The sequence below is a fragment of the Variovorax sp. P4_B11 genome, assembly GCF_056402355.1.
In genome coordinates this window covers 35,892-60,940 of the sequence record NZ_JBFUHO010000037.1, presented here as the reverse complement: position 1 = coordinate 60,940, position 25,049 = coordinate 35,892, and the positions used below count along the sequence as shown (strand labels likewise).

24 protein-coding genes are annotated in these 25,049 nt (G+C 68.8%); 8 read left to right on the top strand and 16 right to left on the bottom strand.

Annotated features, from left to right (window positions below; translation table 11 throughout):
* Positions 1 to 11 precede the first annotated feature (11 nt).
* From AC1DYD_RS27090 to AC1DYD_RS27065, 6 genes are all read right to left on the bottom strand, one after another.
* On the bottom strand, positions 12 to 971 hold the full coding sequence (locus AC1DYD_RS27090; RefSeq protein ID WP_478175847.1) for a sugar kinase: 960 nt from the start codon (positions 969 to 971) through the stop codon (positions 12 to 14).
* Positions 971 to 1,705 (bottom strand): sugar phosphate isomerase/epimerase family protein, encoded by a 735-nt coding sequence (locus tag AC1DYD_RS27085; RefSeq protein WP_478175846.1) that lies wholly within the window; start codon positions 1,703 to 1,705, stop codon positions 971 to 973. The genes AC1DYD_RS27090 and AC1DYD_RS27085 overlap by 1 nt, the downstream gene beginning before the upstream one ends.
* A 16-nt stretch (positions 1,706 to 1,721) precedes the next feature.
* Positions 1,722 to 2,501, bottom strand: coding sequence for an amino acid ABC transporter ATP-binding protein (locus AC1DYD_RS27080; protein WP_478175845.1), 780 nt, complete (start codon positions 2,499 to 2,501; stop codon positions 1,722 to 1,724).
* A 154-nt stretch (positions 2,502 to 2,655) separates the two neighbouring features.
* The gene (locus AC1DYD_RS27075; RefSeq protein WP_478175844.1) at positions 2,656 to 3,453 is read right to left on the bottom strand and encodes a transporter substrate-binding domain-containing protein; all 798 of its coding nucleotides are present in this window, start codon (positions 3,451 to 3,453) and stop codon (positions 2,656 to 2,658) included.
* A 79-nt stretch (positions 3,454 to 3,532) separates the two neighbouring features.
* Complete coding sequence (locus tag AC1DYD_RS27070; protein ID WP_478175843.1) at positions 3,533 to 4,186, bottom strand: amino acid ABC transporter permease; 654 nt, start codon at positions 4,184 to 4,186, stop codon at positions 3,533 to 3,535.
* A gap of 5 nt (positions 4,187 to 4,191) precedes the next feature.
* On the bottom strand, positions 4,192 to 4,863 hold the full coding sequence (locus AC1DYD_RS27065; RefSeq protein WP_478175842.1) for an amino acid ABC transporter permease: 672 nt from the start codon (positions 4,861 to 4,863) through the stop codon (positions 4,192 to 4,194).
* Positions 4,864 to 5,009: 146 nt separating this feature from the next.
* Here AC1DYD_RS27065 and AC1DYD_RS27060 point away from each other — a divergent pair, with 146 nt between their 5' ends.
* Positions 5,010 to 6,713 (top strand): hypothetical protein, encoded by a 1,704-nt coding sequence (locus tag AC1DYD_RS27060; protein WP_478175841.1) that lies wholly within the window; start codon positions 5,010 to 5,012, stop codon positions 6,711 to 6,713.
* Positions 6,714 to 6,953: 240 nt separating this feature from the next.
* Here the strand turns inward: AC1DYD_RS27060 and AC1DYD_RS27055 are convergent, their stop codons facing one another.
* The 5 genes from AC1DYD_RS27055 to AC1DYD_RS27035 form a co-directional block, all read right to left on the bottom strand.
* A complete protein-coding gene (locus tag AC1DYD_RS27055; RefSeq protein ID WP_478175840.1) occupies positions 6,954 to 10,469 on the bottom strand; it encodes a patatin-like phospholipase family protein in 3,516 nt (1,171 codons plus the stop codon).
* Between the two features lie 213 nt (positions 10,470 to 10,682).
* Positions 10,683 to 10,862, bottom strand: coding sequence for a hypothetical protein (locus tag AC1DYD_RS27050; RefSeq protein ID WP_478175839.1), 180 nt, complete (start codon positions 10,860 to 10,862; stop codon positions 10,683 to 10,685).
* An 11-nt stretch (positions 10,863 to 10,873) separates the two neighbouring features.
* Entirely contained in the window at positions 10,874 to 13,258 is a 2,385-nt protein-coding gene (gene parC, locus AC1DYD_RS27045) for a DNA topoisomerase IV subunit A (RefSeq protein ID WP_478175838.1), read from the bottom strand.
* A 33-nt stretch (positions 13,259 to 13,291) separates the two neighbouring features.
* A complete protein-coding gene (locus AC1DYD_RS27040; protein ID WP_478175837.1) occupies positions 13,292 to 14,167 on the bottom strand; it encodes a lytic transglycosylase domain-containing protein in 876 nt (291 codons plus the stop codon).
* Between the two features lie 77 nt (positions 14,168 to 14,244).
* On the bottom strand, positions 14,245 to 16,245 hold the full coding sequence (locus AC1DYD_RS27035) for a DNA topoisomerase IV subunit B (protein WP_478175836.1): 2,001 nt from the start codon (positions 16,243 to 16,245) through the stop codon (positions 14,245 to 14,247).
* A gap of 141 nt (positions 16,246 to 16,386) precedes the next feature.
* Between AC1DYD_RS27035 and AC1DYD_RS27030 the strand changes: the two genes are divergently transcribed.
* The 6 genes from AC1DYD_RS27030 to AC1DYD_RS27005 all read left to right on the top strand — a co-directional run bounded on the left by AC1DYD_RS27030 (position 16,387) and on the right by AC1DYD_RS27005 (position 21,249).
* Positions 16,387 to 17,601 carry an MFS transporter gene (locus tag AC1DYD_RS27030; RefSeq protein WP_478175835.1) on the top strand — a complete coding sequence of 405 codons (1,215 nt, stop codon included), beginning with the start codon at positions 16,387 to 16,389 and terminating at the stop codon, positions 17,599 to 17,601.
* An 8-nt stretch (positions 17,602 to 17,609) separates the two neighbouring features.
* Positions 17,610 to 17,750 (top strand): hypothetical protein, encoded by a 141-nt coding sequence (locus tag AC1DYD_RS27025; protein WP_478175834.1) that lies wholly within the window; start codon positions 17,610 to 17,612, stop codon positions 17,748 to 17,750.
* Entirely contained in the window at positions 17,750 to 18,301 is a 552-nt protein-coding gene (locus tag AC1DYD_RS27020; RefSeq protein ID WP_478175833.1) for a class I SAM-dependent methyltransferase, read from the top strand. The genes AC1DYD_RS27025 and AC1DYD_RS27020 overlap by 1 nt, the downstream gene beginning before the upstream one ends.
* Before the next feature lie 41 nt (positions 18,302 to 18,342).
* Positions 18,343 to 19,269, top strand: a complete 927-nt coding sequence (gene dapA / locus AC1DYD_RS27015) for a 4-hydroxy-tetrahydrodipicolinate synthase (RefSeq protein WP_478175832.1) — start codon at positions 18,343 to 18,345, stop codon at positions 19,267 to 19,269.
* A gap of 106 nt (positions 19,270 to 19,375) precedes the next feature.
* Complete coding sequence (gene bamC / locus AC1DYD_RS27010) at positions 19,376 to 20,458, top strand: outer membrane protein assembly factor BamC (protein ID WP_478175831.1); 1,083 nt, start codon at positions 19,376 to 19,378, stop codon at positions 20,456 to 20,458.
* A 14-nt stretch (positions 20,459 to 20,472) separates the two neighbouring features.
* Entirely contained in the window at positions 20,473 to 21,249 is a 777-nt protein-coding gene (locus AC1DYD_RS27005; protein WP_478175830.1) for an MBL fold metallo-hydrolase, read from the top strand.
* Between the two features lie 50 nt (positions 21,250 to 21,299).
* On the opposite strand, the gene AC1DYD_RS27000 is transcribed toward AC1DYD_RS27005, so the two are convergent.
* The 3 genes from AC1DYD_RS27000 to AC1DYD_RS26990 all read right to left on the bottom strand — a co-directional run bounded on the left by AC1DYD_RS27000 (position 21,300) and on the right by AC1DYD_RS26990 (position 23,265).
* On the bottom strand, positions 21,300 to 21,539 hold the full coding sequence (locus AC1DYD_RS27000; protein ID WP_478175829.1) for a hypothetical protein: 240 nt from the start codon (positions 21,537 to 21,539) through the stop codon (positions 21,300 to 21,302).
* Between the two features lie 93 nt (positions 21,540 to 21,632).
* Complete coding sequence (locus tag AC1DYD_RS26995; RefSeq protein ID WP_478175828.1) at positions 21,633 to 22,136, bottom strand: hypothetical protein; 504 nt, start codon at positions 22,134 to 22,136, stop codon at positions 21,633 to 21,635.
* Positions 22,126 to 23,265, bottom strand: coding sequence for a JmjC domain-containing protein (locus AC1DYD_RS26990; protein ID WP_478175827.1), 1,140 nt, complete (start codon positions 23,263 to 23,265; stop codon positions 22,126 to 22,128). Before AC1DYD_RS26990 ends, AC1DYD_RS26995 begins: the two co-directional genes overlap by 11 nt.
* 14 nt (positions 23,266 to 23,279) lie before the next feature.
* On the opposite strand from AC1DYD_RS26990, the gene AC1DYD_RS26985 reads away from it, so the two are divergent.
* Complete coding sequence (locus tag AC1DYD_RS26985; protein WP_478175826.1) at positions 23,280 to 23,804, top strand: FKBP-type peptidyl-prolyl cis-trans isomerase; 525 nt, start codon at positions 23,280 to 23,282, stop codon at positions 23,802 to 23,804.
* Between the two features lie 63 nt (positions 23,805 to 23,867).
* On the opposite strand, the gene AC1DYD_RS26980 is transcribed toward AC1DYD_RS26985, so the two are convergent.
* Both AC1DYD_RS26980 and dut read right to left on the bottom strand, forming a co-directional pair.
* A complete protein-coding gene (locus AC1DYD_RS26980) occupies positions 23,868 to 24,359 on the bottom strand; it encodes an outer membrane lipoprotein (RefSeq protein ID WP_478175825.1) in 492 nt (163 codons plus the stop codon).
* Positions 24,360 to 24,556: 197 nt separating this feature from the next.
* A complete protein-coding gene (gene dut / locus AC1DYD_RS26975; RefSeq protein ID WP_478175824.1) occupies positions 24,557 to 25,003 on the bottom strand; it encodes a dUTP diphosphatase in 447 nt (148 codons plus the stop codon).
* Positions 25,004 to 25,049: the final 46 nt, after the last annotated feature.

The following is a 25,049-nucleotide window of genomic DNA, read 5'->3' as shown; positions in this document are numbered from 1 at the left end:
GCGAGCGGTGCTCATAGCCCGGCCTTCTGAAGCTGCGCGCGCGTGGGCAGGCCCTCGGTATCGCCAAGCACCTGCACCGCGCGGGCACCGATCCAGGCGCCTCGGCGCACCGCATCGGGCACCGATTTGCCTTCGAGCAAGGCACTGACCACGCCGGCCGCGAAGCCGTCGCCGGCACCCACGGTGTCCACGACCTCCTTCACCGGGAAGCCCTCGACGCGCCCGGTACCGGCCACGTCGCTGTCGTAGTAGGCGCCCTCGGCGCCGAGCTTCACGACCACCAGTTTCGCGCCAAGCCCGCGGTAGAAACGCGCCACGCCTTCGGGCGTCGATTCGCCGGTGAGGAACAGGCCCTCCTCGATGCCGGGAAGCACCCAGTCGGCGCGCGCCGCCAGCGCGTTGATCCAGTGCCGCATGGTCTCGGGCGAGGACCACAGCGTGGGCCGCAGGTTGGGGTCGAAGGAGATCGTGCGGCCGGCCGCACGCATCACTTCCATGGACTTGATCGCTGCCTGCAGGCTGCTGTCGGAGATCGCCGCGAACACGCCGGTGGCGTGCAGGTGGCGCGCCGAACGCAGCCAGGCCTCGTCGATGTCGGCCGTGCTCATATGGCTGGCGGCCGAGCCCTTGCGGTGGTATTCGACCGGCGGGTCGCTGCCGTCGGTCACGCGGCCCTTGAACTGGAAGCCGGTGCGCTGCGTCGGGTCGCTGATCACGTGCGAGCAGTCGATGCCCTCGCCCTGCATGGTGGCCAGCAGCGCGCGCCCCATCGAGTCGGTGCCGAGGCGGCTGGCCCAGCCGACCTGGAGTCCGAGGCGCGCGAGGCCGATCGCGACATTGGTCTCGGCGCCCGCAGTGCGCTTGTGGAAGGCGGTCGCGTTCTCGATCGGGCCGGGCTGGTCGGCCACCAGCAGCAGCATGGCCTCGCCGAACAAAGCGACATCGAAGGCGAAAGCGGAAGTGTTGGTCATCACAGGCTCCGGATCAGCGCGACCTGCTCGCGCGTGATGGCATGCAGGTCGTCGCCGACCAGCGGGTATTCGATCGCGCGCGGCACATCGGCCGGCAGCGCGCGCAGCACGGCGCGCCAGGGCGCCACCGAGTCGGCCAGCGGCACGGCGACCCACTTGGCGGGGAGTCGCTGCGCGCCCTTGCAATGCACGTAGCGCACGCGGCGGCCCAGCGCCTGGGCGGCCTGCAGCGGGCATTCGCCGACCCAGTGCCAGTTGCCCATGTCGAAGGTCATGCCGAGGTCGAGGCCGGCGCGGTCGACAGCGTCGAAGAAGGCCTGCAGCGCCGGCAACGTACCGGCCGAGACGGTCTGGTCGTTCTCGATCACGAGCTCGATGCGGGTCTCGGCGAGCTGCACCTTGAGTCCCCACAGCGAGCCGTGCGAGGCCGGGCCGAAGTCGCCGATCGACATCTTGAGCCGCTTGGCGCCGAGCGTGGTGGCCGCAGCGATGCCGCGGCCGAGCGCGGCGCTGTCGAGCCAGCCACCCTCGGCCCAGAGGCCCTCGGGGCTGGAGTAGACCGAGGCCAGGCCGGCGATGGCGGGAAGCTCCGAGGCCGGGTCGCGCAGCAGCTCGCCGCGCACCTCGACGCTGTCGGCACCGGCGGCACGCGCGAGCTGCGCGCACCAGAGCTGGCCGTGGCGCCCGATCTCCGCGGCGCCGAAGGATGAAAGGGAAATCAGTACCGGCGTCATGTCTTGCATCGTGGCGTCAGTGCGCTTGATGGGAACTCAGGATCTGACCGAGGAACTGCCGCGTCTTCTCGTGCTTCGGGCTGCCGAAGAATTCGGCCGGCGGCCCCTGCTCGATGATCCGGCCGTCGGCCATGAAGATCACGCGGTCGGCCACGCTGCGGGCAAAGCCCATCTCGTGCGTGACGCACAGCATGGTCATGCCGTCCTCGGCGAGACCGATCATGGTGTCGAGCACTTCCTTGACCATCTCGGGATCGAGCGCCGAGGTCGGTTCGTCGAACAGCATGATCTTCGGCGCCATGCACAGCGCGCGCGCGATCGCCACCCGCTGCTGCTGGCCGCCCGAGAGCTGGCTCGGGTACTTGTGGGCCTGTTCGGGGATGCGCACCCGGGTCAGGTACTTCATCGCCACTTCTTCCGCCTCGGGCTTGCTCATGCCGCGCGAGCGCATCGGCGCCAGCGTGCAGTTCTGCAGGATCGTCAGGTGCGGAAACAGGTTGAACTGCTGGAACACCATGCCGACCTCGGCCCGCACCGCATCGACGTTCTTGCCGCCGGCCGTGAGCTCGATGCCGTCCACCACGATCTTGCCCTTCTGCACCGTCTCCAGGCGGTTGATGCAGCGGATCAGGGTCGACTTGCCCGAGCCCGAAGGGCCGCAGATCACGATGCGCTCGCCGGTGCGCACCGACAGGTCGATGCCGGTCAGCACCTGAAAGCTGCCGTACCACTTGTTCACCGCTTCCATGCGGATGATCGGGTCCGTTCCCGCCGATGTCGCGACTGCGTCCGTCATGATTGCTTCCATTGATTCACTGCCTGCCTGTTCGCTGCGAGGGCACCGAGGCCCGTTGGTGGAACACCGCGGAACCGGCTTTTCCGGGCCGCTGGTGTTGCCCCCTGCAAGGGGGTGGGCGGCTACACGAAGTGAGCCAAGCTGGGGGGGGTGCCTAGTTCAGCTTCGGAAGATCCGTCTGCAGCCACTTCTGGTAGAGCTTGTTGAGCTCGCCATTGGCCGAGTTCTTCGCCACGAAATCGTTGACGTTCTTGAGCAGGTCGTCCTGGCCCGGGCGCATGGCGATGCCCATGTTCTGCTGCACCAGGTTGAACTTGTTCTCGAAGGTGTTCGGCGGCACGCGCTTGGCGATCTGGGCGGCGACGGTCGTCGAGGCGCCGATCGCATCGACCTGGCCCGACATCAGCGCCTGCATGGCCGAAGCGTCGTCATCGAAGCGGCGGATCTCGGTGCCTTCGGGCGCGGCCTTGGTCACGGCCACGTCCTGCGTGCTGGCGCGGGCCACGCCCACGCGCAGGCCCTTCAAGTCGGCCGCGCTCTTGATCGCCGTGCCGGTCTTGCCGTACAGCACGATGGTCGCGGCCGCATAGGGCTGCGAGAACTGCACCTGCTTGGCACGCTCGGGCGTGATAGCCAGCGAGGCCACCAGCAGGTCGACCTTGTTGGTCAGCAGGAAGGGAATGCGGTTCGGGCCGGTGACCGGCACGATGTTGGCCTTGACGCCCCACTCCTTGGCCAGCAGCTTGGCGACGTCGGCGTCGTAGCCGTCGGGCTGGTTCTTCGCGTCGGTGGTGCCGTAGGGCGGGAAGTCGACCAGCATGCCGATCGTGATCTCGCCCTTCTTCTTGATGTCGGCCACGCTCTGGGCCGAGGCGAAGGGTGCGAAAACGGTCAGCGCGGCGCCCAGGCCCAGTGCCGCGATGACGGCGCGGCGGGTGGTGGAACGGATCATGTCAGGTCTCCTTGATGGAACAGAAAGAAAGAGGGGGTTGGCGTAGCGACACGAAGTGCGCGAAGACTGGGGGAGTGCTTCATCTTGCCAATGCACGGGCCCGCTTGCGCTCCATGCGCGCGGCCAGCAGCGACAGCGGCCAGCAGATCACGAAGTAGATCGCGGCCACCGTGGTGAACACGTGCAGCGGCTGGAAGGTGGCGTTGTTGATGATCTGGCCGGCGCGCGTGACTTCCGTGAAGCCGATGATGGCCGCCAGCGAGGTGCCCTTGATGATCTGCACCACGTAGCCCACCGTGGGCGGCAGCGCGATCTTGAAGGCCTGGGGCAGCACCACGTCGCGCATGCGCGCGGCGTAGCGCAGGTTGAGCGCCTGCGCAGCCTCCCACTGGCCGCGCGGGATCGCCTCGATGCAGCCGCGCCAGATCTCGCCGAGGAAGGCGGCGCTGTTGAGGATCAGCGCCACGCCGGCCGCGATCCACGGGTTGATCTCGAGGCCCAGCACCGGCGCGCCGAAGAAGATCAGGAACAGCTGCAGCAGCAGCGGCGTGCCCTGGAAGATCTGGATGAAGCCGGTCGACAGCATGCGGGCGGTCTTGTTGTCGGCAGTGCGCGCGAGGGCGATCGCGAGGCCGAGGATCGCGCCGCCGACGAAGGCGATCGCGGACAAGGCCAGCGTCCATTGGGCCGCTTCGAGGATGAACAGGAATTCAGGAAAGCCGAAGGTACGCATGGTGTTCAGCGCCGGTCCGGGTAGTTGAGCGTGCGCCTGTAGATCAGCTTGAACAGCGCCGAGAAGGCCAGCGACAGCGCCAGGTAGATGCAGGCCACCACGATGTAGATCTCGAAGCTGCGGAAGGTCTGCGACTGCAGGTTGGCGGCCACCGAGGTCAGGTCGTCGGCCGAGATCACCGACACCACGGCCGAGCTCAGCATCAGCAGGATGAACTGGCTCGTGAGCGCCGGATAGATCGCCTTCAGCGCCGGCTTGATGATCACGAAGCGGAAGATTTCCCAGGGCTTCAGGTTGAGCGCCCGGCCGGCCTCGATCTGCCCCTTGGGAATCGATTCGATGCCGGCGCGCACGATCTCGGCCGCATAGGCGCCGAGGTTCACCACCATCGCGGTCAGCGCCGCGGTGTAGGGCGACCAGCGCAGCCCGATGGCCGGCAGCGCGAAGAAGAAGAAGAACAACTGCACGAGGAAGGGCGTGTTGCGGATGACCTCGATGTAGGCATTGACGACGAAGCGCAGCCAGGCCGGGCCCGAGGTCTTGCCCCAGGCGCAGAAGACCGCCACCACCAGGCCCAGCAGCGTGGCCACCAGCGACAGCTGGATCGTGATCCAGCTGCCCTTCAGCAGCAATGGCCAGGCGGCGAAGACGGCGTCGAACTGGAATTGGTAGTTCACGGGGGGCGTCGATTCGAAGGCAGGGTCGATGTTGGTGCGCCCCTTCGAAAAAGCACTTCATCAGGGGGCATCGCAGTATATGTGAAACCGGTTTCAGCACCAGCCTAGGGATTCCCCTAGGTGCCGCGGATGCCTACACTGGCGGGATGCTGAACACCGAACTGGCGGACGCCGAGGCGGAGCTTTCAGGCACAGTTGCCGCACCCGTCGTGCAGCACCTGCGCCAGACTCTGCTGTGGCCTCTGCGCCTGATGCCGACCCACCAGCCGCGCTCGGCGCAGCGCGGCCCCTGGCAGCTGCTGCGCGACCTCGGCGATGCCTCCCCCTGGCGCGAGGAGATCGACGAGTACACCGGCGCCAGCGACCGCTTCCACGAGCGCCACTACAACGAATTCGTGAGCTTCCTGCCCTACGTGCAGCGCTTCCTGTACGGCGACGGCCGCAAGGGCCGCGCGGCCGGCGGCGCCAGCGGCGGCGATTCGCCGATGCGGGTGTTCCGCCGCAGCGACGTCGCCGCGGTGCGGGTGGTGGCGCGGCCAGGCGATGCGCCGATCACGCTGCAGGTGGTGCATGTCGATCTCTACTTCTTCTTCGACGTCGACGTGGTGCTGCTCAACGTCGAGGTCGGCGTCGATCAGCTGAGCCTGGCGCAGGCGCACGAGATCCTGTATCGCTTCGGCCGCGCCTACCCCGGCGGCTGGGACGCGCAGGGCCAGGCGCTGCACTGCATGCACAACGTCGAGTGGCTGGCCGCCGATGGCAGCGTGCTGGCTGCTTCCGATGCGCAGCAGCGCGAAGCATTCCTGGCCCATGTGGCCGAGCATCGAGCGCCGCGGCTGGCCTCGCACTGGGCCTGGCTCATGCGGCCGCTGGTCAGCGACCATTCGGACGAGGCCGGGACGCTGCGCTTCCGCCAGATCGAGTACTACCGGATGCCGGTGATGGCCTACCTCGCGCTCGACGATCCGCGCCGCCTCTCGCGCAGCGATTTCATCCGGCTGGCGATGGTCACCGGCACGGCCGAGCCCCCCGGCAGCGCAGCCCGCCCTCTGCCTTACATCGAAGAGCAGGTGGTCGACTTCGAGAAGCGCTTCTGCTACGACCGCTTCTGGACCGATGCCGGTGCCGCGCCCCGCACCCGCTACCTGTGCAACGGCCTCGCGCTGATCGTGATCGGCGATGCCCACGCCGAATACTTCTGCTGCCGCGACCGCGGCGTGCTGGCGCAGTTCAGGCACCAGCACTTCCTGCTGTTCCTGATCGCGCACTTCCAGAAGGCGGCGCTGCTGATGTACTCCGACCGGCTGGTCGAGGCGCTGCGCATGCTCGACATCCACGACGTCGCCAGCGTCAAGCGCTTCAAGCGAGCGATCCGCGCCAGCTTCGAGGGCTTCCTGCGCTTCACGCACCGCTACTGGTTCCACGAGATCTCGGAGCAGGCGCAGGTGCGGGCGCTGTCCCACATGTGCACCACGCACCTGGGGCTCGACCCGCTCTACGACGAGGTCAAGGAGCGCATCGCCGACATGAACACCTACCTCGAAGCCGACAGCCTGCGCCGACAGGCCAACACGGTGGTGCGGCTCACGGTGGTCACGCTGTTCGGCCTGATTGGCACCATCACCACCGGCTTCCTCGGCATGAACCTGCTGGCCGAGGCCGACTCGCCGATGTGGCGCAAGCTGCTGTGGTTCGGCATCGTCTTCGCATTCACCACCTGGCTCACGGTCTACACCATGGTCAAGTCGAAGCGCCTGTCGGACTTCATCGATGCGCTGTCCGACGAGCGGCACACGCTGCGCACCAAGCTCGGCGTGCTGGCCCGGGTCTGGCGCCCGGGTTCGGACTGAAATGGAACACCCCCCGAAGCGCCTGCGGCGCCTCCGAGTCGCTGCCAGAGGCAGCGGCTCTTCGGTTCCGTCCAAGCCTGCGCAGGCAGGCTTGGAGCCGCGGACCTCAGCCCCTCAAGGGGGGCGATACCGGCGGCCCGGCAAAGCCGGTTCCGCGGTATCCCTGGCATTGGGCCGCGCCGGTTTCATGGGTCGCGGAAGGCGCATGGCGCCATGGACCCTGAAATGAAACCGGGCGGCTCAGCTCGCTGCCGCGTCCCTGGCGCGCGGCAGCCAGACCTCGATCGCGCCCGGGTCCGAAGGCACCGGGCGCGGAAGCAGCCGGATCATCCATGGCTGCCCGGTCGGCGACTGCGCGGTCTCGATCAGGGCCTGCGCACAAGCGCGCGAAGATTCCTCGCGGATGACGACGGTCGGCACCGGATGCCCCACCGGCGGCGCGCGCCCGGCGCGGCGCGAGGTGCTCAGCACGTCCTCGATCGGCGGCACCGAGGCGCCGAGCTCGCGCCACGGGGCGCGCCAGGCGCGTGCCTTGTCGCGCAGGCTGGTTCCGTAGGTCAGGATGTAGACCACCGCGCCTTCGCAGGCGTTCGGCGCTATCGGTGCCGGTGACGGCGCGCCACTGCCTTCGGGCGACGGCGCGTAGGGCGGCGGCGGGCCGGCTGCCGACGGCGGTGCGCTCGCCACCTGGTCGCCGCGCCCCAATCCGCCGAGCCGGTCACGCAGCCAGACCGCGAGCTTGAAGGGCTCCGGCAGGGTGCCGCTGCAGTTCTGCTTGGAACCCGTCTGGCCGCTGTAGTCGCGCGCCCAGTAGCGCGGCGCGCAGGGCGGCGCCTGCGCCGGCTGCAGGCAGTCGATGCCGTTGCCGGGATCGAGCAGCCGCGCGCAGGCCGGCGTGCGCTGGCCCAAGGCCTCGCCGGCGCAGGCCTGCTTGGCATCGTCGACGATCCGCACCGAGAGCCGGAACTTGGCCATGAAGTTGTCGCTGCCCTCGCGGCACAGCAGGTCGCCGGTGCGCAGCAGCTCGGCCGCCAGCAGGGCCGGCGCGTCGCTGTCGGCTTCGCCGTTGCGCAGATGAGCCCAGCGCTCGGTGAGGTCCTTGAAGGCGCTGTTCTCCGAACGCTCCTGGTCGGCGCGCTGGGCGCGCCAGCTGTCGATGCCCTGCCAGGCGGCGATGCCGAAGGTGGCGGCGGTGCCGATGCCGATCGACGCCGTCACCGCGCCGGCCTTGAGCACACGGGCCTGCAGCCGGCTCATCGAGCCCACCGCGGCCGCCGTGGCGCTGTCCTTGTCGCCCGGCTTGGCGGCGCGGGCGCTCGAATCCGGCTGGCCGTCGTCGAGCACGAACAGCCCCGGTGCGCCCTGCGCGACGTGCTCGAGCATCTCCTCGTCGAGCCGGAAGCCGATCTCCGAGCCGAGCCGGAAGTAGCTCTCCCATTGCGCCTCGTCGAAGAACTGGTCGGTGGTCGGCTGCTGCGGGAACAGCGGGTTGGCGGCCTTGAAGTTGACCAGGTCGACCGGCAGCGCGGCCGAGACATTGGGCTTCACCAGCACGATCTGCCCGGTGGCGCCGCTCGCATAGCGCACCTGCGCCAGCGCCAGGCAGGCCTGGCTGGTCGGCGAGGCCAGGTCGTTGAGCGAGCCGAAGGCACCCAGGTGCGTCCATTCGGCGTCGGGCCGCGGCTTCATGAAGACGACCTCGGCATTGAGGTCGATGCGAGCCCGCCGGATCAGGATCTCGAGGTCGCAGAAGCGGTAGTCCGGATCGGCGCCGCAATCGGCGATGACGATCAGCGCCGCCTCTTGCCGCAGCAGCGCGTAGGCGCCGGTGTTCTCGAAATGGCCGCCATCGCTCAGGTACCAGTTGGCCGAGCTGCTGCCCGGAAAGGCACCGAAGCACTCGAGCAGCAGGAAGCGAGTCTTCATGAGCAGCGGGCTCGCATGGATCACCGCGCCGTGCTGGGCAATGCCGGCTCCGGCACTGTTCCACCAGTAGCCGAGCCGAAGGCCCGCGAACACAGACAGCGCCGAGATGCCACGTTTGGTGAGCCGCCCGAGGCCCGGCGCGAAAGCCGCGCCGGAAATCGCCATCCAGGCCCCCAGGGTCAGCGCACCGTCGCCGTGCGCCTGTGCCCATGGGGCGCCGCCGGCCTGCATCCAGCCCAGCGGGCCGATGGTCAATGGCTGGCTCTTGCGGTCGCGGTTGAACAGGCGATCCTTGGTGTCGTGCGTCTGGTTGATGCACACGTTGGCCAGGTGCACCGGGCCGCCATTGGCATGCGGCGCATAGCGCAGCTGCGAGATGTCGTCGTGCGGATCGACCTCGCCGACCGGCACCTGCGGCGGCTCCAGTCCGGAAACCTTGTCGAGGGCCTGGGCCCCCAGCCGCCGCGCGTTGGCGGCACCGAGATAGCCCCGCACGATGCGCGCCTTGTAGAACATGTGCAGCGACGACGCATTCAGGAAGGCGAAGTTGCGCCCGGTCGCCAGCGCATAGACGCCGATGATCACGGCGATGGTGCCGAGCCAGGCCCAGCCACGCATGAAGTCCAGCCCCGCGGGCGTGAAGACCGGCAGCAGCACGGCCACATACACCACGCCGACCCACCAGGCCGCGAGGCAGAAGGCCAGCGCCAGTCCGAGCAGGCTGGCGAGCGTCAACATCAGCGTCTTGCCGACGCCGGGCAGTTCCTGCCGGTGCGACAGCAGCATCGGCAGCACACCGCGCAGCACCGCGGCCGCCACCAGCAGCACCGCGCCATACGAGGCGCGCTGCTCCTGGCCCTCGGCCGCCAGCCACCAGGCGCTGCGGTCGAGCAGGCCGAGCATGACGATCAGCAGCGCGGTGTTCATCACCGAGGCCAGCCGGTCGGTCAGCTCGTTGCGCAGTTCGCCGGGCGAGCGCCAGCGGCTGCGGTGCAGCACCCACAGCAGGGCCACCACCCAGCAGACCGCGAAGGCCTCGAAGGCCGGCGCCAGCCAGGGTGGACCGCTGTAACGCTGCATCAGCCTCGGCGCGACGAAGGCCGCGCCAAGGCCCAGCGCCAGCCACATCGCGACCTGCAGCAGCATCGACGAGGTCGACGGCCTGTCGTGCACCGACCAGTAGGCGCAGGCCAGGACCACCGAGGCGAGGAAGGGACCGACCAGCGTGAACCACAGCGTCGGCCACTGCGTGGCCCACTCGACCACCAGCCGCATGTAGTGCTCGGCATAGAGCTCGGGGGTTCGCGCCACCGCGTCCGGCGGCACGCTGTTCAGGTCGACGGCACGGAACACGGTGTCCCACAGCAGCAGGTTGGTGGCCGCCAGCACCATGCCGATCAAGCTGGCGGCGATCGCCAGCTCGATGTGGGTGGCCAGGAGATTGCGCAGATAGAGCGCGGTGGCGAACAAGGTGTCGCGCAGGCCGCCCGGAATCAGGTAGCGCCCGTTGGCGCGCAGCCACCAGCCGAATCGCGCCTGGTCGACATCACTGAGCGCGACCTCGATCTCGCGCACCTCTTGGGCCGAGTGGGCATTGGTGCACAACCGCCCGAGCGCGGCACCGATGTAGCCACCTCCCGACACGGTCGACATCAGGTCGAACTTGAGCAGTTGCCGACGTGCCGCCAGCGCCTTCAGCAGGCCCAGGCAGAAGGTGGCGCTACGGATGCCCCCACCCGACAGCGCCAGGCCCCAGGGCCGTCGGCCATCGTCGGCGCCGTGCAGGGCGCGTCGACGCTCGGCGACCAGCTTCTGGATGGTGTCGTCCATTCGGCTCCTCGTCGTTCGATGCAATATTTCATGCACGCGGCGATCGATCAATGGCTCGAATGGCCTATGCCGGAGCGCGAGTGCAGGCCTCGACGGGCCGCATGGGGTCAGCTCGCGGCCGCACCCGCCCGACAAACCACACGCTCCGGGCCTCGTGGGTGATCCAGAGCGGCGGCCAGCGCATCTTCTACAGCGGCGACTCGGGCGACCGGCTCAACGTCGGCGTTGACGCTCCTGCGCCCGCCGCACCTGCCGGCTCTGTCCGGCCTCGGCGGCCGCCCGGGCCTGCTCGGCCTTCTTCTGCCGCCGCCGGTTCGACAGCCAGCGGCCCAACACGAAACTGGCCAGGCCGCTCAGGACCGCAATCGCCAGCCCGATGATTCCGATTTCCATGGCCCGCGTCCCTACAGCACGCGCACGATGCCGCTCGGCTTGAAGCCGAGGTCGGCCGCCTTGCCCTTGCGCGCCCGGCTGCCGCGGGCGTTGTTGAGCGTGCGGATTTCCAGCGTCTCCTCGCGCTCCTTGCCGCCGCGGCCGATGCCCTCGATCTTCACGCTGCGGGTGTAGGCCGCCGCACCGGCCAGCGTGTCCTTGGCCTCGAGGTCGATCAAGGTCAACCCGCGGCCGCCCTTCGGCAGTGCCTTGATTTCTCCGATCTCGAAGGTCAGGATCCGGCCGCCGGTCGAGGCACAGGCCACGTGCGTGGCCGCCGGCAACGGCTCGGCACCGCCGGCGCCGCCGACCAGCGACGGCCGGCACAGCTGCTCGCCCTCGCCGACGTCGATGAAGGCCTTGCCGCCGCGCTGCCGCGAGACCATGTTCTCGACCGCCGCGATGAAGCCGAAGCCGCCGGTGTTCGCAAGCAGCAGGCTGGCGCCGAGCGGCCCGGCGAAGTAATGCGCCACGTGCGTGCCGCTGTCGAGGTCGATCAGCGTCGTCACCGGCTGGCCGTCGCCGCGACCGCCCGGCAGCGAGGCCACCGGCACGCTGTAGACGCGCACGCCCTTGTCCTTGGCGGTGCCGAAGACCAGCAGCATGTCGACCGAGCGGCATTCGAAGGCCCCGTACAGGGCATCGCCCGACTTGAAGCTGTACTCCGGCGCCGCCGCGCCCGCGGCGCGCTCGCTGGCCCAGCCTTTCTGCGTGCGCACCCAGCCCTTCTGCGACACGATCACGGTCACCGGCTCGTCGACCACGCGCACTTCGGCGACCGCGCGCTTCTCGGCCTGGATCAGCGTGCGGCGCGGATCCTCGAAGCTCTTCGCGTCGGCCTCGATTTCCTTGACCAGCAGGCGGCGCAATGCGGCCGGGCTGGCGAGGATGTCCTCGAGCTTCTTCTGTTCCTCGCGCAGGCCCTTGAGCTCCTGCTCGATCTTGATCGCCTCCAGCCGCGCAAGTTGCCGCAGGCGGATCTCGAGGATGTCCTCGGCCTGCCGCTCGCTGAGGTTGAAGCGCGCGATCAGCGCCGCCTTCGGGTCCTCGGCGGCGCGGATGATCGCGATCACCTCGTCGATGTTGAGCAGCACCAGCTGCCGCCCCTCGAGGATGTGAATGCGGTCCTGCACCTTGCCCAGGCGATGGCGCGAGCGCTTCTCGACCGTGATCTCGCGGAAGGCGACCCATTCGTTGAGCATCTGCCGCAGCGACTTCTGCGTCGGCTTGCCGTCGATGCCGACCATCGTGAGGTTGATCGGCGCCGAAGTCTCCAGCGAGGTCTGCGACAGCAGCATCGTGCTGAACTCCTCCTGGCCGATCCGCGAGGTCTTGGGCTCGAACACGAGGCGCACCGGTGCGTCCTTGCTCGACTCGTCGCGCACGCCGTCGAGCAGCGACAGCACCGCCGCCTTCAGCTGCGTCTGCTCGACCGAAAGCGCCTTCTTGCCGGCGCGGATCTTCGGGTTGGTCAGCTCCTCGATTTCTTCCAGCACCTTCTGCGAACTGACGCCCGGCGGCAGCTCGTTGACCACCAGTTGCCACTGGCCGCGCGCCAGCTCCTCGATCTTCCAGCGGGCCCGCACCTTGAGCGAGCCGCGGCCGGTGCGATAGGCGTCGGCGATGTCGGTCGCGCTGCTGATGATCTGCGCGCCGCCCGGATAGTCCGGGCCGGGCACGATGGCGAACAGTTCCTCGTCCGTCAGCTTGCCGTTGGCCTTGATCAGCGCCACGCAGGCATCGGCGACCTCGCGCAGGTTGTGGCTCGGGATCTCGGTCGCCAGGCCGACCGCGATGCCGCTGGCGCCGTTGAGCAGCGTGAACGGCAGCCGCGCCGGCAGCAGGCGCGGCTCCTCGGTCGAGCCGTCGTAATTCGGGATGAAGTCGACCGTGCCCTCGTCGATCTCGTCGAGCAGCAGGCTGGTGATGCGGGCCAGGCGAGCCTCGGTGTAGCGCATCGCCGCGGCGCCGTCGCCGTCGCGGCTGCCGAAGTTGCCCTGGCCGTCGACCAGCGGATAGCGCTGCGAGAAATCCTGCGCCATGCGGACCAGCGCGTCGTAGGCAGCCTGGTCGCTGTGCGGGTGGAAACGGCCCAGCACGTCGCCGACCACGCGCGCGCTCTTCACGGGCTTGGCGCCGACGGTGCCGTTGGCGCCGCCGAAGCCCAGCCCCATGCGCGACATCGCATAGAGGATGCGCCGCTGCACCGGCTTCTGGCCGTCGCAGACATCGGGCAAGGCGCGGCCCTTGACCACGCTCAGCGCGTATTCGAGGTAGGCGGTCTGCGCATAGTCGGCCAGCGTCAGCGCGCCATCGTCTTCGGGGCTCTGCAGATCGAGCGTCGGTTGGGAATCCATGGAAAGAGAAGGAAGAGAGAAAGGTTTGCGGGTCTACGGCGTCGCCGGCGCCGCGGGATCGAAAGCCCCCGCGGCCGACGGATCGCTCGGCTCGGGGAGCGTCGGCATGCGGCGCGCGTCGGACGGCATGTTGCCACGCCCGACCGCCCCGCCCTTCGGCACCAGCGCCATGTGGACGCGGCCGGCCGAGCTGCCCCGCCCGAGGGCCGCGGCCGGCTTCAGGTAGGCATAGAGCTGCAGTACGGTCGTCACGTAGTTGCGGGTCTCGGGGTAGTTGGGAATCCTGTTGCCGGCGCGCTGCACCGCCCCCTCGCCGGCGTTGTAGGCCGCCAGCGCGAGTTCGATCTGGCCCGGGAACATCGCGATCAGGTCGCGCAGGTAGCGCGAACCGGTGGCGATGTTGATGCGCGGATCGAACAGCTTGGACTCGATCGAGGCCCGCTTGTCCGGCGCCACGCCGTAGCGCTCGGCCGTCGCCGGCATCAGCTGCATCAGGCCGAGCGCGCCCTTGGGCGACACCGCCTGCGCATCGAAGCCCGATTCGGTGGCGATCAGCGCCTGCAGCAATTCGTAGTCGATGCCGTGATTGCGCGACGCATCGCGCAGTGCCGACTTCGCGACCTTGTAGCCCGGCGAAGCCTCGACCAGCGCCAGCAGGGACTGCGAGGCGCGCGGCACGGGGCCGTCGATCGCGCCCCTGCGGCCGCGCAGCAGCGGCGCAATGCCGTTCGCCGTGTCGAAGCTCTGGCCGCCGCGAAAGAAGACCTGGTAGCGCTCGTCGATCTTTTCGGAGGCAAAATGCGCGCCGCCCTTGTCGTCGATGTAGCCGTAGATGTCGGCAGCCCGCGCCCCCAGCACAAGCATCGCCAAGGACACGGCCAGCAGCATCGACCGCCAGGAAGCCTTCATCGGAATCGCCATCCCGGGACTATGAGCGCGCGCACCCCGGCGCGGCGCCTCGCAGCGTCACAAATTGTTCAGCGGCGTCACACATCGATTTCCACGTCATCGGCCCGCAGCTCCATGAGCTCGCGCCGCGCGGCCGCTTCGCCCTTGCCCATGAGCTTGGTGATCTCGCCCTCGGTGCCCTGGGTGTCGAAGCGTCCCAGCCGCACCTGCAGCAGCCGCCGCGTGTCGGGGTTCAGCGTGGTCTCCCACAGCTGCTCGGCGTTCATCTCGCCCAGCCCCTTGAAGCGGCTGATGCTCCAGGCGCCCTCGCGCACGCCGTCCTTGCGCAGCTTGTCGAGGATCGCCGTGAGCTCGCCCTCGTCGAGCGCATAGAACTTGGAGGCCGGCTTCTTGCCGCGCGCCGGGGCATCGACCCGGAACAGCGGCGGCTTGGCCACGTACACGTGGCCGGCCTCGATCAGCTTCGGGAAATGGCGGAAGAACAGCGTCAGCAGCAGCACCTGGATGTGCGAGCCGTCGACGTCGGCATCGCTCAGGATGCAGACCTTGCCGTAGCGCAGGCCCGACATGTCGGGCGTGTCGTTGGGCCCGTGCGGATCGACGCCGACCGCGACCGAGATGTCATGGATCTCGGTGTTGGCGAACAGCCGGTCGCGCTCGACTTCCCAGGTGTTCAGGACCTTGCCGCGCAGCGGCAGGACGGCCTGGCTTTCCTTGTCGCGGCCCATCTTGGCGCTGCCGCCGGCGGAGTCGCCCTCGACCAGGAAGACCTCGTTGTGCGCCGTGTCCTTGCTCTCGCAATCGGTCAGCTTGCCGGGCAGCACGGCGACGCCGGAGCCCTTGCGCTTCTCGACCTTCTGGCCCGCCCGCTGCCGTGTCTGGGCGGCCTTGATCGCCAGCTCGGCCAGCTTCCTGCCGTAGTCGACGTGCTGGTTGAGCCAGAGCTCGAGCGCCGGCCGCACGAAGCTGGACACCAGCCGCACCGCATCGCGCGAATTGAGCCGTTCCTTGATCTGGCCCTGGAACTGCGGGTCGAGCACCTTGGCCGACAGCACGTAGGAGGCTCGCGCGAACACGTCCTCAGGCAGCAGCTTGACGCCCTTGGGCAGCAGCGAGTGCAGCTCGATGAAGCTCTTGACCGCGTTGAACAGGCCGTCGCGCAGCCCGCTCTCGTGGGTACCGCCGGCACTGGTCGGGATCAGGTTGACGTAGCTCTCGCGCACCGGCTGGCCGTCCTCGGTGAAGGCCACGCACCAGTCGGCGCCCTCGCCTTCGGCGAAGTTGTCGGCGTTCTTGTCGGCATGGCCGGCGCCTTCGAACAACGGAATCACCGGGTCGCCGTTGAGGGTCTGCATCAGGTAGTCGCGCAGGCCGCCCTTGTAGAGCCAGGTCTGGACTTCCTTGGTCTTCTCGACCACCAGCGTGACCGTGACGCCGGGCATCAGCACCGCCTTGCTGCGCAGCAGGTGGGTCAGTTCGCTGACCGGCAACGCCGCGGACTCGAAATACTTCGGGTCCGGCCAGGCGCGCACCGTGGTGCCCTGCCTGCGGTCGCGCGGGCCGTCGCCGTTGGCCGCGGCGGCCGCGCTTTCCTGTGGGCGCACCTTGAGCTTCTCGACCACGTCGCCGGCCGAGAACGCGAGTTGCGCCACGGAGCCTTCGCGGTACGAGCTCACTTCGAGCCGGGTCGACAGCGCGTTGGTCACCGACACGCCGACCCCGTGCAGCCCGCCCGAGAAGCTGTAGGCGCCGCCCGAGCCCTTGTCGAACTTGCCGCCCGCGTGCAGGCGCGTGAACACCAGTTCGACCACCGGCGCCTTCTCCTCCGGATGGAGACCGAACGGAATGCCGCGGCCGTCGTCCTCGACGCTGACCGAGCCGTCGGCGTGCAGCGTGACCTTGATCTTCTTGCCGTAGCCCGCGAGCGCCTCGTCGGCGGCGTTGTCCACTACTTCCTGAATGATGTGCAGCGGGTTGTCGGTGCGGGTGTACATCCCGGGCCGCTGCTTGACGGGCTCGAGGCCCTTGAGGACGCGAATCGACGATTCGCCGTAACTGCCTGGTTCCTTGCTTGCCATGGCGCGGGATTCTAGGCCTTGGTGCCGGACGGGCCCGTCGCCCGGTACTGCGCCTCGCGCATCAATGACCGCTAAAGATTTCAACAATCGGCGCTGGCGGAGCACCGACATGCTCACCGGCTTTTGGGTACATTTTCCGGGATGACCTCTTCCTCCCAGCCGCTCGGCATCCAGCGGGTGCTCTTCTGCGGCGCCCTGATCGTCACCCTGTCGATGGGGATCCGACATGGCTTCGGCCTGTGGCTGCAGCCGATCACCCAGGACCAGGGCTGGACCCGCCAGGCCTTCTCGCTCGCGCTGGCGATCCAGAACCTTTCCTGGGGCGTCTTCGGCGTCTTCGCCGGCATGCTGGCCGACAGGTTCGGCGCCCTCCGGGTGATGGTGGCCGGCGCCATCTTCTATGCGCTGGGGCTGGCCGGCATGGCGCTGACGCAGACGCCGCTGCTGTTCGCGCTGACCACCGGCGTGCTGATCGGCGCCGCCCAGGCCGGCACCACCTATGCCGTGATCTACGGCGTGATCGGGCGCCAGATCCCGGCCGAGCGCCGCTCCTGGGCCATGGGCGTCGCGGCCGCCGCCGGCTCTTTCGGCCAGTTCCTGATGGTGCCGGTCGAGGGTCAGCTGATCGCCCGGCTCGGCTGGCAGACCGCGCTGCTGGCGCTGGCCGCCATGGTGCTGTTGATCGTCCCGCTGGCGTTCTCGCTGCGCGAGCCACGGCTGGCGGCCGCCGGCGGCAAGCGCGAGCAGACCATCCTGCAGGCCGTCCAGGAGGCCTTCAAGTACCCGAGTTTCGTGATGCTGATGGCGGGCTACTTCGTCTGCGGCTTCCAGGTCGTGTTCATCGGCGTCCATATGCCGAGCTACCTGCGCGACAAGGGGCTCTCGCCCGAGGTGGCGAGCTATGCCCTGGCGCTGATCGGGCTGTTCAACATCTTTGGCACCTACACCGCGGGTGCGCTCGGTGCCCGGCTTGCCAAGCGCAAGCTGCTGGCGGCCATCTACCTGGGCCGCGCGGTGGCGATCGCCCTGTTCCTGCTGGCGCCGCTGTCGCCGCTCTCGGTCTACGCGTTCGCCGCCGTGATCGGCTTCCTCTGGCTTTCCACCGTGCCGCTGACCAGCGGCATCGTGGCCCAGATCTTCGGCGTCGCCCACCTCTCGATGCTCGGCGGTTTCGTCTTCTTGAGCCACCAGATCGGCTCCTTCCTGGGCGTCTGGCTCGGCGGCTACCTGTATGACCGCCTGGGCAGCTACGACCTGGTCTGGTACATCGCGATCATGCTCGGCGTGATGGCCGCGCTGATCAACCTGCCGGTCAGGGAAAGCGCGATCCTGCGTCCGCGCGTGCAACCGGCATGACCGCCGCCATGAACGGAATCACCCGCCATCGCCTGGTCCGGGCCGCCTGGCTGGGCGCTGCGACGCTCGCGCTGGCGGCGGTTTTCGCCCTCTACACGCGTGCGGACTTCCTCGTGACGCTGGCCGGCCAGATCTGGAACTGCTTTTGATGAACCACGCGACGCTCGCGCCCTCGCCCTGGATCGTGCGCTGGTCGCACCTGCTGGCGCCCGGCGCCCCCGTGCTGGACGTGGCCTGCGGCAGTGGCCGCCACATGCGCTGGTTCGCCGGCCGGGGCCATCCCGCGACCGGCGTGGATCGCTCGCCGGAGGCCGTCGATGCGGCTGCGCCCTTCGGCCAGGCCGTGCTGGCCGACATCGAGGACGGCCCGTGGCCGTTCGAAGGCCGGCATTTCGGCGCGGTCGTCGTCACCAACTACCTCTGGCGCCCGCGCCTGCCGGACATCGTCCGGGCGGTGGCGCCCGGCGGCGTTTTGCTTTATGAAACCTTCGCGGCAGGCAACGAGAGCGTGGGCAAGCCGTCGCGGCCCGATTTCCTGCTCCAGCCCGGCGAACTGCTGGCGGCCTGCGCCGGCCTGCGCGTGGTGGCCTACGAGGATGGATTCCTGTCCGAACCGGAGCGTTTCGTCCAGCGAATCGCCGCCGTCCGTCCGCAGACCGGTCCCGGGTCGCCGCTGCGCCATCCCTTGCAAGCGCCCTAGCAAGGACGCTCGGATGCCGGGGGGCGGGGCCAATCAGTAGAATGGCTGCTTTTCGGGCAACCCACAAAGAGATTCCCTTGGAGCAACTGACAGGTAGCATCGTTGCGCTCGTCACGCCGATGCACGACGACGGCAGCGTCGACTATCCCGCCCTGCGCCGGCTGATCGACTGGCACATCGACGAAGGCACCGATTGCCTCGGCGTCGTCGGCACCACCGGCGAATCGCCGACGGTCGACGTCGAGGAGCACTGCGAGATCATCCGCGTCTCGGTCGAACAGGCCCGCGGCCGCGTGCCCGTGATGGCCGGCTGCGGCGCCAATTCCACCAAGGAAGCGGTCGAACTCGCCAAGTTCGCCCGCGGCGTGGGCGCCGATTGCCAGCTGCAGGTGGTGCCCTACTACAACAAGCCGACCCAGGAAGGCCAGTACCAGCACTTCAAGGCGATCGCCGAAGCGGTGGGCGACCTGCCGACGGTGCTCTACAACGTGCCCGGCCGCACGGTGGCGGACATGGCGCACGACACCGTGCTGCGCCTGTCGCAGGTGCCCGGCATCATCGGCATCAAGGAAGCCACCGGCAACATCGAACGCGCCCAATGGCTGATCCGCGACCTGCCCAAGAGCTTCGCGGTCTATTCCGGCGACGACCCGACCGCGGTCGCGCTGATGCTGTGCGGCGGCCAGGGCAACATCAGCGTCACGGCCAATGTCGCGCCGCGCAAGATGCACGAGCTCTGCGTCGCCGCGATCGCCGGCGACGTCAAGCGCGCGATGCAGATCCAGTTCGAACTGATGCCGCTGCACCGCCACCTGTTCGTCGAACCGAATCCCATTCCGCTCAAGTGGGCCATGGCACGGCTCGGACTGTGCGGCGGCGCCCTGCGCCTGCCCCTCACCGAACTGTCCGAAAGCGGCCGGCCGATGGTCGAATCCGCGTTGCGCGCCAGCGGCCTCCTCAAGGACTGACCCCATCTTTACAGCGGGCGTTCGCGAACGCCGGCAACCTTTTGCCCGGGCCGCGCTCTGAAGGAGCGGGCACCGCGCCCACCGATTGAGCTCAAGGAAGTAGACGTTGAAAACCATTTCGCGATTCGCATTGCTGGCCCTGGTCGCCAGTCTCGCCGCCTGCTCGGCCCTCGAGAGCGACAAGATCGACTACAAGAGCGCCGGCAAGGCCCCGACCCTCGAGGTTCCGCCCGACCTGAGCCAGCTCACGCGCGAGAACCGCTACGCGATCCCGGGCGGCGCGGTCACGGCCAACGCCTACCAGGCAGGCCTCGCCAGTGCGCCGGGCCAGCCGACCGCGGTCAGCTCGGTCGGCGACGTGCGCATGGAGCGCGCCGGCACGCAGCGCTGGCTGGTGGTCAACCGCTCGGCCGACCAGCTCTGGGAGCCGGTGCGCGACTTCTGGCAGGAGAGCGGCTTCCTGCTCACCACCGACCAGCGCAATCTCGGCATCATGGAAACCGACTGGGCCGAGAACCGCGCCAAGCTGCCGCAGGACATCATCCGCGGCACGCTCGGCAAGTTCATTGACTCGATCTATTCGACCGGTGAGCTCGACCGCTTCCGCACCCGGATGGAGCGCACGCCCAATGGCACCGAGATCTTCATCAGCCACCGCGGCATGGAAGAGGTCTACAGCAGCTCGCGCAAAGACCAGACGGCCTGGCAGCCACGCGCCAGCGACCCCGAGCTCGAAGCCGAGTTCATGCGTCGCCTGATGGTCAAGCTCGGCGTCTCGCAAGAGCAGTCGAAGGTCATCGCCGCCGCCGGCGCCGCGCCGCAGACCGCCAAGGTCTCCACCGTCGGCGGCCAGCCGGTTGTGCAGATCAGCGAGAACTTCGATCGCGCCTGGCGCCGCGTCGGCCTGGCCCTCGACCGCACGGGCTTCACGGTCGAGGACCGCGACCGCTCCGCCGGTACCTACTTCGTGCGCTATGTGCCGCCGAACCCGAACAAGTCGGAACCCAGCGTCTTCGCCAAGCTGCTCAACTTCGGGCCCGGCAAGACCGAGGCGCCGCTCAAGTTCCGCATCCTGGTCAAGGGCCAGGGCGAGACCAGCACGGTGTCGGTCCTGAACGAGAGCGGCGCGGCCGACAGCACGGCCAATGCGCAACGCATCGTGCAGGTCATCGCCGACGACCTGAAGTAAGCCGTCCGCTCCCGATGCTGCGCTTTCGCAGTCTGGGCAGCGGCAGCACCGGCAACGCCACGCTGGTCGAAGCGACCAGCGGCGGGCGCACCTCACGGCTCCTGATCGACTGCGGCTTCGGACTGAAGCAACTCGACAGCCGGCTGGCGCGGGCCGGCCTCGCGGCCGGTGACATCGACGCCATCTTCATCACCCACGAGCACGGTGACCACATCGGCTGCGCGCGGGCCCTGTCGCGCCGCGAGCGGATCCCGGTGTGGATGAGCGAAGGCACCTGGCTGGCGACCGGCGGGCACGACTACGAAGGCCGTCTCATGCTCGCGCGGGACGGCGTCGACATCGAGGTCGGCGAGCTCCGCCTCCTGCCCTTCACCGTGCCGCACGATGCGCGAGAGCCGCTGCAGCTGCGCTGCACCGACGGCGCACGGCACCTCGGCGTGCTGACCGACCTGGGCCACGCGACGCCCCATGTGCTGGCACGCCTCATGGGCCTGGATGCCCTGCTGCTCGAGTTCAACCACGACAGCGAGCTGCTGGCCGGCTCGGCCTATCCGCCCTTCCTCAAGCAGCGCGTCGGCGGCAACTACGGCCATCTCTCGAACGAAGCCGCCGCAGCCATCGCGCGCGCGGTCCATCACGGCGGCCTGCGCCACGTGGTGGCGGCCCACCTGAGCGAGCAGAACAACCGGCCGGAGATCGTGCGCCGCATGATGGCCGAGGCGCTCGGCGCCATCGAGCACGAGATGCTCACCGCCACGGCCGCGGAAGGCTCCCCCTGGCTCGACCTGTGAAACCATGAAAAAGGCCGCCCGAAGGCGGCCCGCAGGAACGGCGGCCGGCCTCAGGGCTTGGCAGGCGGGGCCTCGGCACTCTTCTTCGCGGCCTCGGTCGCCGCATTGGCGGCATCGAGCGCGGAAGACGCACTCGGCGACGGCGTCGCCGCGGACTCTGCGGGTGCCGCTGGCGGCGCGACCTGCGCCGGCGGCGGCGTGACCACGGCCGGCGGGGCTTCCTCCTTCTTTCCGCAGGCCGCCAAGGCGACAGCGGCGAGCAGCGAAGCGAGCAGAACGGATTTCTTCATGGGGTGACTCCTTGGGATGAAGATGGCAGTCAAAAAATTCTAGGCCGGCTCTCCAGCCCCACGCACTGTCGCGGTGCAATTCGCGGCGTTGGCTTACAAGCCCAGCGTGCTCGCCGGAAATGCAGGCCGCGCATGGCGCAGGCATTCGTCGATGCGCTCGCGCAGGGCGCGCCGACCCTCCGGCGCACGGCCGCAAACCCCTCGCGCATGCTCGACATCGATGCGATGCAGGAACCAGCCGGGCGTCCAGATCGCGCTGGGCACCGACGGCAGGCCGGGGCCGTGGCAGACGCGGGCGTCGACGATGTGGCTCCACATGCGGCGCCATTGCACGAAGCGTGCATGTTCACGCGCGAAGACGTCGAAACGCTGCGCCAGCAACACCAAGCCGCGCCCAGCCGCAGACCAGGCCTGCAAGGCCTCGACGCTCGCGCGCTCGCCGAGGGGCCAGTCGACGAAGTCGGGGTCCGACAGCACGATCTCGCGCCAGTTCTGCCGCGCCGCCGCGTCGAGCGCTGCATGCAGGTGCGCCTGGAAGGCCTGGCGGCCGTCGAAGGCGCCCTCGGGCAAGTCGATGCCGACGCTGTCATCCGGCATGCAGCCACCCCGCTTCGCCCCAGTCGCCCAGCAGTGCGAGCGCATCCTCGCTGGCGCCCGCCAGGTCGCGCGCGCCGAGCCTGCGCTGGTCCGCCAGCCGCCGCATCAGCGTCGCGTCGCGGCCGCCGGCGCGGAAACTCTCGCCGTTGATGTAGAGATGGCGCGCGTCGTAGAGCATGCGGGTGCGGCGGTCCAGCGCCACGCCGCTCCAGCGCTCGGGCATTTCACCGGCATCGAACCAGACCGTCGGCTTCGGCTCGGTCATCGACTCGCCGAGGGCGCGGTCGATGATCTCGCCGTCGCGCACGGCCGCCAGCACCGCTTCGCGCGCGAAGGCCTGCAGCGCCTGCGGCATCGCGGCCGGTGTGGCGAGCGCGTCCTGGTTCGGATCGCGGTAGTGCACCGCGGCCCGCGCCGGTTCGTCCTGCAGCGCATCGGCGTGCGCCTCGGCGATGCGCGCCAGCAGGTCGGCCCCGAGCGGCGCCGCGGCCGGCGAGCGCAGGCCGATCGAGCAGGTCATGCAGTCGCCGCCGACCGCGACGCCATCGTGCGCGTAGCGCGGCGGCAGGTAGAGCATGTCGCCGGGCTCGAGCACGAAGCTCTGCTCGGCCTCGAAATTGGTCAGGATCTTGAGCGGCACGCCGGTCTGCAGGCTGAGGTCGCGCTGTTTGCCGATAGCCCAGCGACGGCGCCCCTGCGCCTGCAGCAGGAACACGTCGTAGCTGTCGAAATGCGGGCCGACCCCGCCGGTGTCGCTGGCAAAGCTGATCATGAGGTCGTCGAGCCGGGCGTCGGGCACGAAGCGGAACTGTTGCAGCAGGTCATGAACGCCCTGATCGTGCAGGTCGACGCCCTGCACCAGCAGGGTCCAGCCGGGTTGCTGGAGTCCGGGCAGGGCGCGGCGCGCGAAGGGACCGTGCTTCAAGGTCCAGCCGGCGTCGCGGTGGCGGATCAGCCGCGACTCGACGTCGTCGCGCGCGGCGAGGTCGAACAGCGCGGGGCGCGCAATCGGTGGCACCATGCCGGGGATGGCCTGGCGAACGAGAAGCGGCTTCTTCTGCCAGTGGCGTCGCATGAACTGGCGGGCGCTGAGGCCGCCGAGCAGGGGCAGGGGTCGATCAATCTCCATGGGAGAATTGTGCGATGGAAATCACTGAACAATGCGTGGTCGGCCTGACCTGGACGCTGAAAGACACATTGGGCGAAGTCCTGGACGTGCTCGACGAGCCGGTGGAGTTCCTGGTCGGCGGCGACGACCTCTTCGATGCCATCGAAGCCGCCCTGCTCGGCCATGAGCCCGGCGCCCGGGTGCTGCTGCAGCTCGAGCCCGAACAGGCCTTCGGCGACTTCAACGACCAGCTGTTGTTCCTGGAGCCGCGCACGCTGTTCCCGGAAGGCACCGAAGAAGGCATGACCTTCGACGGCGCGGCGCTGCCGCGGGGCGTGAATCCCGACATGCCCAGGGACGTGCTCTACACCGTCAGCGAGATCTATCCGGAACACCTGGTGCTCGACGGCAATCATCCGTTGGCGGGCATCGCCATCCGGCTCGACATGACCGTGAAATCGGTGCGCGAAGCCACCGAAGAAGAAGTCGGCCGCGGCAGCGCGGGCACCGGCTTCTTCAAGGTCCCGGCCACAGCCCCTGGCAACAATCTGTTGCATTGATCCTCCCCTGCGTGCACAAAAAAGCCGGGCAGCGCCCGGCTTTTTCGTTCAGGTGCGCCTGGCTCAGTAGCGCGAGATCTGGCCGTTGTCGATGCGAACGCGATCGCCGACGCGCAGGTCGCCCGGCGAAGGCACGTCGAAGGCCCGGAAGCCGCCGTTGTCGGTCTGCACCGAGACCCGGAAGCTCTGGTAGGCGCGCGGCGCATTGTTGTTGGCCTCGACCGCGTTGCCGATCAGCGCACCGCCGACCGCACCGGCGATGGTCGCCGCGGTATTGCCGCGGCCGCTGCCGACCTGGTGGCCGAGCACGCCGCCGGCCAGACCGCCGACCACCGCGCCGGCGCCGCTCGGCGCCGCGCCCGAGGACTGGCTCTGGATCACCTCGATGTTGGCGACACGGCCGTACTCGACATACGGGCCTTGTGCCATCGGTTGCGGCGGTTGATACGGATAGCGCGAGGTCTGGTAGACCGGGGCGGGCGCCACGCAAGCGGTCAGCGTGGCCAGCGCCACCACCGAAAACGTGACTGAAGCGATGCGGATGGAATTTTTCATGACGGGGTTGCTTCTCAAAAAACGGCGGCCGATTGGCGCCTCGCATGCAATCAACGCAGCAGCGACGCGCCCGATGACCTGGACACATGTTGAAACCTTCGATGCCTCACAGCGTCTCCAGTTCCCATCTTTACGCGTAGGCAAGCCCCGCGCGCCATCGAAGGCGCGGGCCTACGCCTGCACCGCACCTCTGGCCCTCAATGCTTGCCGGTGGAGCCGTAGCCGCCCTCTCCGCGCTCGCTCGGCGGAAACTCGGCCACGACATTGAACTGCGCCTGCACCACCGGCACGATCACCAGTTGCGCCAGCCGCTCCATCGGCTGCAGGACGAACGGGGTGTCGCTGCGGTTCCAGGCGCTGATCTTCAACTCGCCCTGGTAGTCGCTGTCGATCAGCCCGACCAGGTTGCCGAGCACGATGCCATGCTTGTGGCCGAGCCCGGAGCGCGGCAGGATCAATGCGGCGTAGCCCGGGTCGGCGAGATGGATCGCGATCCCGGTGCCCACCAGTTGCCATGCGTTCGGCTCCAGCGTGATGGGCGCATCGAGGCAGGCCCGCAGGTCGAGTCCGGCGCTGCCGGAGGTCGCGTAGGCAGGCAGTTGGTCCTGCATGCGGGGATCGAGGATGCGAACGTCGACTTTCAATGGGGTGCCTTTGCTTGTTGTTGCGTGTGATGGAGGGAACGCCGCG